Consider the following 8,552-nt stretch of genomic DNA (forward strand, 5'->3'; position numbering starts at 1 on the left):
CGGCGACGGCGGCCTCGTCGGCCTCCGCGGCGGCACCCCGGCGGCGGCGCCGGCTGCGGCGACCGGTCTCCACCGGCTCCTCGGCCGAGGCGGCGGGGGCGACGGCGGGCGTGGCCTCCGGAGCCTCGGCCGGCTCGGTGCCGCCGGCGACCTCGGCCGGCGGGGCGACGGCCTCGACGGCGGGCACGGCGGCCTGCCCACGGCGGGTGCGCCGGGTCGCGGGGGCGGGCGCCGGCTCGGTGGTCGCCTCCGGCGGCATGAAGAGTACGGCCGGAGGAAGCGCGGCGGCCCGGCGACGGCCCTTGGGCGCGGGCTCCTCCTCGACGAAGTCGTCGTCCAGCGGCAGGACGCCGATGACGGTGACACCGTCCTCGGGCGTCTCCTCCTCGTCCTCGGCGGGCTCCGCCACAGCGGGCGCAGCCTCAGCAGGCACGGCGGCAGCAGGCGCAGCGGCAGCGGGGGCGGCCTCGACAGGGGCGGCCTCAGCGGGCGCGGCGTCTGCTGCCGGAGCAACGGCCTCATCGGCAGCGGCAGCCGGCACGGCCTTCTTCCGGGCGCGACTGCGCGTGGCCTTCTTCGCGGGCGCCTTGGCCGCAGCAGGCGCCTCGGCAGCATCGGAGGCGGAAGCAGCGGCGGAGGCGGAAGCAGCGGCGGAGGCGGAAGCAGCAGCGGGGGCGGAAGCAGCGGCGGCATCCGGGGCCACCGAAGTCGCCGCGGCGACCGGCTCGGCGTCGCTCAGCAGGCTCTCCGCCACGGCGGCCGGGTTCTGCGCGACGGGCGTGATCTGCCCGGAGGCTGCCCCGTCGTCCAGGCCCGGCAGCGGCGCCTCCTCGGCGGCGGCCGCGGGAACCGCCTTCTTCCGCGCCCGGCTGCGCGCGGCCTTCTTCACCGGCGCGACGGGCGTCTCCGCCGCATCCCCGGCCGGCGCGGCCGAAGCATCCCCGGCCGGCGCGGCCGAAGCATCCCCGGCCGGCGCGGCCGAAGCATCCCCGGCCGGCGCGGCGGGCGCGTCCCCGGCACTTCCCGTCGACGCGGCGGCGTCTCCGGTCGAGGCAGACGGATCATCACCGGCCGGTGGCGCCGCGGCAGCGGCAGCCTTCCGGCGCGGGGCCCGCTTGCGCGCGGGAGCGGTCGTGCTGGCGGCGGCGTCGGCGGGAGGAGGAGTGAGGGCCTCGTCCCGTTCACCGCCCTGTGGCTCGTTATCGAGCATGGGGCGCTCTCCAGTTCTGGCGGCCCCGGGCGCGGGTGAGCGCTGCCACGCAGGGTCGCCGCAAGTTTTTCGGTCCCGGCCCTCGTCGGACGGGCTGCCGAAGTCTGCCGGCCTGAGCGCTCGCCGGAGACCGGCTGACGCTCACAGCGCCTGCCGAAGATCGACTGGCGCTGACCGATGGGTTCCCAGCGTGGGCGCGGGCCGAAACCAGCTAGCGCCCGACGACGGGTGCGTCCACGCGATCCGCGTCGAGCGGATCGACGATCTCCCCCTGCGCAGTGAGCAGGCCCTGGGCCAGCCGGGTCACCCGTGGGGGCACCGGCGGCTCCAGGCCGGCCACCACACGCAGGCCGGACAGGACGTCATCGGGCCGCACGGCGGGAGTGACCTGCCGCACGACAAGGTCGATTATCGCACACGGTGCCGCCGTCGCCCCGGAAGGTGCGTCAGACTCCTTCGTCACAACGAAGGACGCAACCGGATTTCGGGCGTCGAACGAGCGCCGGCCCTGCTTGGTCATGCGCTCGACCAGCACCTCGTCGGCCGCCAGGAAGGCCGCGACGGCCGCCTCCGCCTGCGCCGGGGAGACCTGCGGCAGCTCGAGACGCCACGCGGACGCGTCGATCCGGTCGGCCAGGCTGCCCGAGCCCTCCGGCGCGATCACGGCGTCGAGCACGTCGAGACCGGGTGAGAGGGCGGCGTCGAGCGCCACGATCAACTGCGCCGGGTCCACGGGCGCCTGGAGGCCGATCTCCAGATACTCCGCCTCGCTGCCGACGCCGGTGGGCGCCGCGGACGCGTACGAGATCTTGGGGTGGGGGGTGAAGCCCTGCGAGAACGCGATCGGGACGCCCGCGCGCCGCAGCGACCGCTCGAAGGCCCGGGCGAAGTCGCGGTGCGAGGTGAAGCGCAGGGGGCCACGCTTCGCATAGCGGAGCCTGATCCGCTGCACGACCGGAGCCTGGCCCCCCGGGGGCTGATTCTTGGGAGCGATGACGAAGTCCTTAAGAAGGCGGTTCTTCCCCGGGGCGGAGCCCGCGGGAAGAACGCGGGAGAAGCGTCAGTGTGAGTGAGCGGACGCGGACGGCATGCGCAGGCCGCCGACCGGAGTGAGCGGCAGCAGCTTCTGGCCGGTGGGCCCGATCTGGATCTCGGTGTCCATCGACGGGCACACGCCGCAGTCGAAGCACGGCGTCCACCGGCAGTCGTCCTGCTCGAACTCGGTCATCGAGTCCTGCCAGTCCTGCCAGAGCCAGTCCTTGTCCAGGCCCGAGTCCAGGTGGTCCCAGGGCAGCACCTCGAGCTGCTCGCGCTCGCGGGTGGTGAACCAGTCGAGGTCGACGCCGAACTCGGGCAGGACCTCGTCGCAGGCCTCGACCCAGCGGGCGTACGAGAAGTGCTCGGACCAGCCGTCGAAGCGGCCGCCCTTGTCCCAGACCCGCTTGATGACCTTGCCGACCCGGCGGTCGCCGCGCGAGAGCAGGCCCTCGATCAGCGACGGCTCGCCGTCGTGGTAGCGGTAGCCGATGGCGCGGCCCAGCGACCGGTCGCTGTTGATCTCCTGCTTGAGCATCTTGAGCCGGTTGTCGATGACCTCGGGACGCTCCATGGCCGCCCACTGGAACGGGGTGTGCGGCTTGGGCACGAACCCGCCGATCGACACCGTGCAGCGGATGTCCTTGGTGCCCGCGGCGATCCGGCCGGCCTTGATGACCTCGTGCGCCATCCGGCCGATCTGCAGCACGTCCTCGTCGGTCTCGGTGGGCAGGCCGCACATGAAGTAGAGCTTGACCTGCCGCCAGCCGTTCGAATACGCCGTGACGACCGTCCGGATCAGGTCCTCCTCGGTCACCATCTTGTTGATGACCTTGCGGATCCGCTCCGAGCCGCCCTCCGGCGCGAAGGTCAGGCCCGTACGCCGCCCGTTGCGCGACAGCTCCTGGGCCAGATCGATGTTGAAGGCGTCCACGCGGGTCGACGGCAGCGACAGCGAGACGTTCGTGTCCGCGTACTGCTCGGCGAGCCCGGAGCACATGTCGCCGATCTCGGAGTGGTCGGCGCTGGAGAGCGAGAGCAGGCCCACCTCGGAGAAGCCGGAGAACTCCAGCCCCTCCTTCACCATCTGCCCCACCGTGGTGATCGAGCGCTCGCGCACCGGCCGCGTGATCATGCCGGCCTGGCAGAAGCGGCAGCCGCGCGTACACCCGCGGAAGATCTCCACGGCGTAGCGCTCGTGGACCGTCTCGGCGAGCGGGACCAGCGGCTTCTTCGGGTACGGCCACGCGTCGAGGTCCATCGTCGTGCGCTTGTTGACCCGGAACGGGACGTCCGGGCGGTTCGGCACGACGCGCTGGATCCGGCCGTCGGGCAGGTAGTCGACGTCGTAGAAGCGCGGGACGTAGATGCTCTCCGTGCGCGCGAGGCGCAGCAGCAGCTCGTCGCGGCCGCCGGGGCAGCCCTCGGCCTTCCACTCGCGGATGATGCCGGTGATTTCGAGCACAGCCTCCTCGCCGTCGCCGAGCACGGCGGCGTCGATGAAGTCGGCGATCGGCTCCGGGTTGAACGACGCGTGCCCGCCGGCGAGCACGATCGGGTCCTCGTCGGTGCGGTCGGCGCTGTCCAGCGGGATGCCGGCCAGGTCGAGGGCGGAGAGCATGTTGGTGTAGCCGAGCTCGGTGGCGAACGACAGCCCCAGCACGTCGAAGGCCCGCACCGGCCGGTGCGCGTCGACGGTGAACTGCGGGACGCCGTTCTGCTTCATCAGCGCCTCGAGGTCGGGCCAGACCGCGTAGGTGCGCTCGGCCAGCACGTCGGGCTGCTCGTTGAGCACCTCGTAGAGGATCTGGACACCCTGGTTGGGCAGGCCCACCTCGTACGCGTCCGGGTACATGAGCGCCCAGCGCACGGTGGTGGCGTCCCAGTCCTTGACGACGGCACCGAGCTCGCCGCCCACGTACTGGATCGGCTTGCTGACCAACGGCAGCAGCTGTTCGAGCTGTGGGAAGACGGAGGGGAGGCTCATGGGCATCCAGGGTACGCGGGTTCCTACGAAACCTCGTCCGCGGCCCTGTCGAGATCCGTGCTCATGAGGTCGTCGCGGAAGGCGCACAGCTGGAGCGTCATCCGGGCGGCCCCGGTCTCCCCCACGACCAGCCGGATCGGGGTGCCCGACCGGTCGAGGTCGCCGACCAGCGAGTCGAGCAGCCGCACCCCGGCGCTGTCGAGGAACGAGACCGCGGTGAGGTCGATGAGCACGCCGGCGCCGCTGTGACCCGTCCGGCGCTGGATCTCCCGGCCGATCTCCGGCGCGTTGGCCAGGTCGATCTCCCCGGCCAGCCGGACCAGCTCGGTCCGGCCCAGCCGCGCGAAGGTCACCCATTCCTCGGTCATCGCACCCCCCGGCGGGTCCGCCGCATCGTCACCGTCGTCCCTTCCGTACGGTCGAAGGTCACCTGGTCCATCACCTGGCGGATGAGCTGCAGCCCCCGCCCCCGGGCCACGTCCGTGTCGGAGGCCTTCCAGTTGCCCCGGTCCGTGACCTTCACCTCGACGGCGTCGGCCGTGACGGTCGCCGTGACGTCGACGATGCCGAACGGGTCGTTGCGATAGCCGTGCTCGATCGCGTTGGCGACCGCCTCCGAGCAGGCCAGCAGCACGGCCTGGGTGCTGTCGCCGTCGACCTGGTGCGAGACGAGCCAGCCGCGCAGGTCCTTGCGGAGCAGCGCGATCTGCACCGGGTCGGCCCCGATCGAGCGTTCCATCCGCTCCTCGGTGCCCAGCGACAGGCAGAGCAGGCACACGTCGTCGGCGTGCTCCCGGCCGACCAGCGCCTCCGCCAGGCCCGCGGTCAGGCCCGGCAGCGGGGCGTCGCGCCGCCCGGCGTACGTGCGGGCCAGCACCTCGAAGCCCTTGTCGATGGGCCGGTTGCGGCGCTCGATGAGCCCGTCGGTGTAGAGCAGCAGGCGGCTGCCGGCGCTCAGCAGCGTCCGGTGCTCGATCCGGGCGGTGCGCCCCGCACGGGAGCCGAGGGCACCGGACCGGCCGTCGAGCAGGTAGCGCGGGGAGTCGCCCGGCTGGGTCAGCAGCGGGGGCAGGTGGCCCGCGCAGGCGTACGTCATCTCGCTGGTCTTGAGGTCGACCTCGCAGTAGGCGAGCGTGGCCATGCGCGCCGACTCCACCCGGTCGACGAACCTGTCGAGCCGTTCCAGCAGCCGGGCCGGCCCCGCCTCGGCCGAGGCCAGCGCGCGGATGGCGCTGCGCAGCTGGCCCATGGTGGTGGCCGCGTCGATGCCCCGGCCCACGACGTCGCCGACCACCACGGCGAGCTTGTCCGGGGTGATGAGGAAGGCGTCGTACCAGTCGCCGCCGACCTCCAGATCGTGCGCGGCAGCCTGGTAGTGCGTCTCGACCGCGAAGCGCGGATCGGTGGGCAGGTCGCCGGCGAGCAGGCTGCGCTGCAGGGTCCGGGCGATGGCCCGCTCCTGCTCGTAGAGCCGGGCGTTCTCCAGCGCGAGCCCGGCGCGATCGGCCAGGTCGTGCAGGAAGGAGGCCTCCGCCGACGCCGTACGCCGCCCCGGCGCCATCCGCAGCGCCAGCGTCCCGAGCACCTTGCCGCCCGCCGTCAGCGGCAGCACGGCGCAGTCGCGGTCGGGCCCGTCGTCGGTGAGCTGGGGCTCCCCGCCGGCCACGACGGCCGCGACCCGCTCGGCGAGCCGGTCGGGGTCGGGCGCCGGGCCGCCGGCATCGGCGAGCAGGCCCGCCGGCCCGACCTGCAACCGTACGGCCGCCCACTCGGCGACCTCCGGCACGATCCGGTCGACCAGGCGGCGGGCGCGGGGCATGAGCCGCGGGATCTCCTCGAGTGCCCGGGTCGTCCCGGCGAGGAACGTGGCACGCTCCTCCCGGCGGCGCGCGTCGTCGTAGAGCCGTGCCCGGTCCAGCGCCTGGCCCGCCTGGTGGCCGAGGAGGCGGACGACCCGCAGCTCGGCGTCGGTCAGCTCGCGCTGCTCCGGGAAGCCGAAGCTCAGCACGCCCAGCACCTCGGCGCCGATCGTCTCGCCCGCGAAGCCCATGGTCAGCGGGAGCAGCACGGCGGTCTTGCAGCCGGTGCGGCGCATCGTGGCGGCGAGCTCCGGGAACTCGCCCTCCGCCTCCTCCCGGGTGGCGAAGACGTGCAGGTCCCCGCGGCGCGCGACCTCGGCGACCGGGCGGGTGGCACTGGTCGGGATGTCGTCGGGGGCGGGCCCGCGGGGATCCGTGCTCGCCACGGCGTTCAGCTGGTCGCGGTCGGGGTCGACGAGCCAGACGCTGCTGTGCCCGGCGCCGAAGGCGAGGACCGGGGCGCGCACGACCGCCTCGGCCACCTCCGTCGCGGTCGGCGCCGCCGCCAGATCGGCCACGACCTGTTGCAGGGCGCCGACCCGCTGCTCGGACGACTCGGCCGCGTGGCGGGCGGCGAGCAGCTCCTTCTCGTAGCCGCGGCGCTCGGTGGCGTCGAAGATCGTGGTGCGGATGGCCCGGGGCGAGCCGCCGGGGTTACGGCCCAGCACCGAGTTGACCAGTGTGGACAGTCGCCGGCCGTCCGCGCACACCACGTCGAAGGCGACCTCGTGCACGTCGCCCTGCATGGACAGCAGCGGCGCGTAGTGGGTCTCGTACCAGATCTTGTCGCCCGGGCTCAGCAGGTCGCGGAAGCGCTTGCGGCCGACCAGGCCGGCCCGGTCGTAGCCGGTCCAGGCCAGGAAGGTCTCGTTGACCCGGACGATCGTGCCGTCCGGCAGGGTGGTCAGATAGCCGCACGGGGCGTGTTCGTAGAGGTCGCCCGGATCCTCGTCCCAGGGCACGCGCAGGTCCTGCGTCACGTCGGGAACGTCACCGCCGCTCTCGGTCATGGTGATTTACAGGTACGCCTTGATGGCCGCGACCGTCTCGTCGGGCGCGCTGAGGTTGGGACAGTGGCCGGTCGCATTCATGGCCACCAGTGTGCTCCCTTCCAGATGGTCGTGAACATAGTCACCGACCGCCGCCGGGGCGATCACGTCGTCGGCGCACTGCAGGATCAGCGCGGGCACCCGCAGCTTGTGCAGGTCGGGCCGGTTGTCCGACAGGAACGTCACGCGGGCGAACTTCTTCGCGATGACGGGGTCGGTGGCGCAGAAGCTGTTGGACAGCTCCTCGCCGAGCTCCGGGCGGTCCGGGTTGCCCATGATGACCGGGGCCATCGCGGTCGACCAGCCCAGATAGTTGCTGTCCAGGGACACCAGCATCTGCTCGATGTCGTCCTTGCCGAAGCCGCCGACGTAGTCCACGTCGTCGATGTAGCACGGCGACGGGCCGATGAGGACCAGCTTGTGGAAGCGGTCCGGCTCGCGGATCGCCGCCAGCACCCCCACCATGGCGCTGACCGAGTGCCCGACGAAGTCCACATCGCGCAGGTCCAGGTCGTGCATGATCTCCAGCACGTCGGAGGCGTACCCCTCGAGGGAGGAGTAGCGCTCGTCGTCGTACGCGCGCAGGTCCGACTTGCCCGCGCCGACGTGGTCGAAGCGGATGACGCGGTGGGTCTCCTCGAACGCGGGCGCCACGAAGCGCCACATGTTCTGGTCACATCCGTACCCGTGCGCGAGCAGCATCGGACGCCCGTCCGGCCGCCCCGTCACCCTGATGGCGTGTCGCTGAGTCGTATTCATGTCCGGATCACCACCGGGTCACCATACGACTCCGCACCGTCTCGCACATCGCCCCCTCTGTCCGTCGGCCGCGGACATTTCCCACGCGAGAAAAACGACGTTCCGGTGTCACGCTCGCCGATCATCGATGTCGATCGCCGCCGGGGCACTGGCGTACCCGCTCTAACCTGGGGCGGGAGCACCGCGCGCCGACCAAGCAGGGAGATCACCGGATGGACCGCCAGGACCCCGCGAGCCCGGCCGGGGACGAGCCCGCCGCACCGCCGGCGGCGTCCCCGGTTTCCCCGGTGCCGTCAGCGGGCGAGCCGGTGCCCGCGCAGGCGTCGCCTGCCGACGGGACCACCGCCGGCCTCGCACCCGAGCCCACCAAGGACAATTCGGACGGTACGGCCGAAGCGCCCACCTCCGCCGCGCCCGACCCGGCCACCGAGGTCCCGCAGCGCTGGAGCGGCTCGGCGGCCGTCCCCGCCGCCACGCCGAAGAAGTCCCGGTGGTCGCGCCGCCGTGTCCCGGCGGACCTCCAGCAGCCGCCCGCCCAGCCACCGGCGCCCGCGGACCCGTGGGCCGGCACCGAAGACTGGTCGCACACCCCGCCGGTCGACCCGTGGGCGGACCACGACACCCCGCTCGACGTCTTCGAGCCCTTCCCGGAG

5 protein-coding genes and 2 pseudogenes are annotated in these 8,552 nt (G+C 73.0%); 1 reads left to right on the top strand and 6 read right to left on the bottom strand.

What is annotated here, in order from left to right; translation table 11 throughout:
- The 6 genes and pseudogenes from RBH18_RS41615 to RBH18_RS41640 form a co-directional block, all read right to left on the bottom strand.
- Positions 1–1,210 (bottom strand): annotated as a pseudogene (locus tag RBH18_RS41615) (hypothetical protein); the annotation flags it as partial.
- A gap of 211 nt (positions 1,211–1,421) precedes the next feature.
- Entirely contained in the window at positions 1,422–2,162 is a 741-nt protein-coding gene (locus RBH18_RS41620) for a TIGR03936 family radical SAM-associated protein (protein ID WP_306216024.1), read from the bottom strand.
- Between the two features lie 108 nt (positions 2,163–2,270).
- Positions 2,271–4,232, bottom strand: coding sequence for a TIGR03960 family B12-binding radical SAM protein (locus tag RBH18_RS41625; protein ID WP_306216025.1), 1,962 nt, complete (start codon positions 4,230–4,232; stop codon positions 2,271–2,273).
- 23 nt (positions 4,233–4,255) lie between these two features.
- Positions 4,256–4,600 carry an STAS domain-containing protein gene (locus tag RBH18_RS41630; RefSeq protein ID WP_306216026.1) on the bottom strand — a complete coding sequence of 115 codons (345 nt, stop codon included), beginning with the start codon at positions 4,598–4,600 and terminating at the stop codon, positions 4,256–4,258.
- Positions 4,597–7,101: a SpoIIE family protein phosphatase gene (locus RBH18_RS41635; RefSeq protein ID WP_306216027.1), complete on the bottom strand. Its 2,505-nt coding sequence runs from the start codon at positions 7,099–7,101 to the stop codon at positions 4,597–4,599. Before RBH18_RS41635 ends, RBH18_RS41630 begins: the two co-directional genes overlap by 4 nt.
- 6 nt (positions 7,102–7,107) lie before the next feature.
- Positions 7,108–7,842, bottom strand: coding sequence for an alpha/beta fold hydrolase (locus tag RBH18_RS41640; protein ID WP_306216028.1), 735 nt, complete (start codon positions 7,840–7,842; stop codon positions 7,108–7,110).
- A 269-nt stretch (positions 7,843–8,111) separates the two neighbouring features.
- Between RBH18_RS41640 and RBH18_RS41645 the strand changes: the two are divergent.
- Positions 8,112–8,552, top strand: a pseudogene (locus tag RBH18_RS41645) (hypothetical protein); the annotation flags it as partial.

This window comes from Actinoplanes oryzae (assembly GCF_030757795.1).
Classification (GTDB): Bacteria; Actinomycetota; Actinomycetes; order Mycobacteriales; family Micromonosporaceae; genus Actinoplanes.

Coding starts and splice junctions, on each gene's coding strand:
- RBH18_RS41625 (WP_306216025.1), bottom strand. CDS start 4,232: ATGAGCCTCCCCTCCGTCTTCCCACAGCTCGAACAGCTGCTGCCGTTG.
- RBH18_RS41630 (WP_306216026.1), bottom strand. CDS start 4,600: ATGACCGAGGAATGGGTGACCTTCGCGCGGCTGGGCCGGACCGAGCTG.
- RBH18_RS41640 (WP_306216028.1), bottom strand. CDS start 7,842: ATGCTGCTCGCGCACGGGTACGGATGTGACCAGAACATGTGGCGCTTC.
- RBH18_RS41635 (WP_306216027.1), bottom strand. CDS start 7,101: ATGACCGAGAGCGGCGGTGACGTTCCCGACGTGACGCAGGACCTGCGC.